Origin of the sequence: Blautia sp. DFI.6.71 (assembly GCF_020593585.1) — a bacterium.
Taxonomy (GTDB): Bacteria; Bacillota; Clostridia; order Lachnospirales; family Lachnospiraceae; genus Blautia_A; species Blautia_A wexlerae.
On record NZ_JAJDMJ010000169.1, the window covers coordinates 1 to 382 of the forward strand.

A 382-nucleotide genomic window follows, 5' to 3' on the forward strand; every position below is an offset into this window, starting at 1 on the left:
TTTTTTCTTCCTGATAATAACGGATCTTATCCGCAAGCATCCGGTTATAGAGAAAACGGCTGCAGCCGATCGTTTTTTCTATCTGAGTTATCTGTTCTTTATTGGGATAAATCCTTATTTTTACTGCCCGGTTTATCTTTCTCACCCTGATTTTCTATATACTGATGGATTGTTCCAACAGGTGCTATATTTCAAAGATTTCTTTTGCTCTCTCTAACATTTTATCGTCCAGCATCTTTCTGCTATATTTCATAACCATGATCAGCTAACAACACAGAATGAGAATTATTATGTACACTCACTTATTGCTTATTTCGACCGTCCAATTTTCAAGAGCATATTGTTCTTTTTTCTATTATAATATATTTATTGTATCAGAACA

Annotated in this window: 1 protein-coding gene; it reads right to left on the reverse strand. The window is 33.5% G+C overall.

Annotated features, from left to right (window positions below):
- Positions 1-145, reverse strand: a 145-nt coding sequence (locus tag LJE12_RS20890; RefSeq protein WP_227292418.1) for a helix-turn-helix domain-containing protein, incomplete at its 3' end; no start/stop codon positions are given.
- Positions 146-382: the final 237 nt, after the last annotated feature.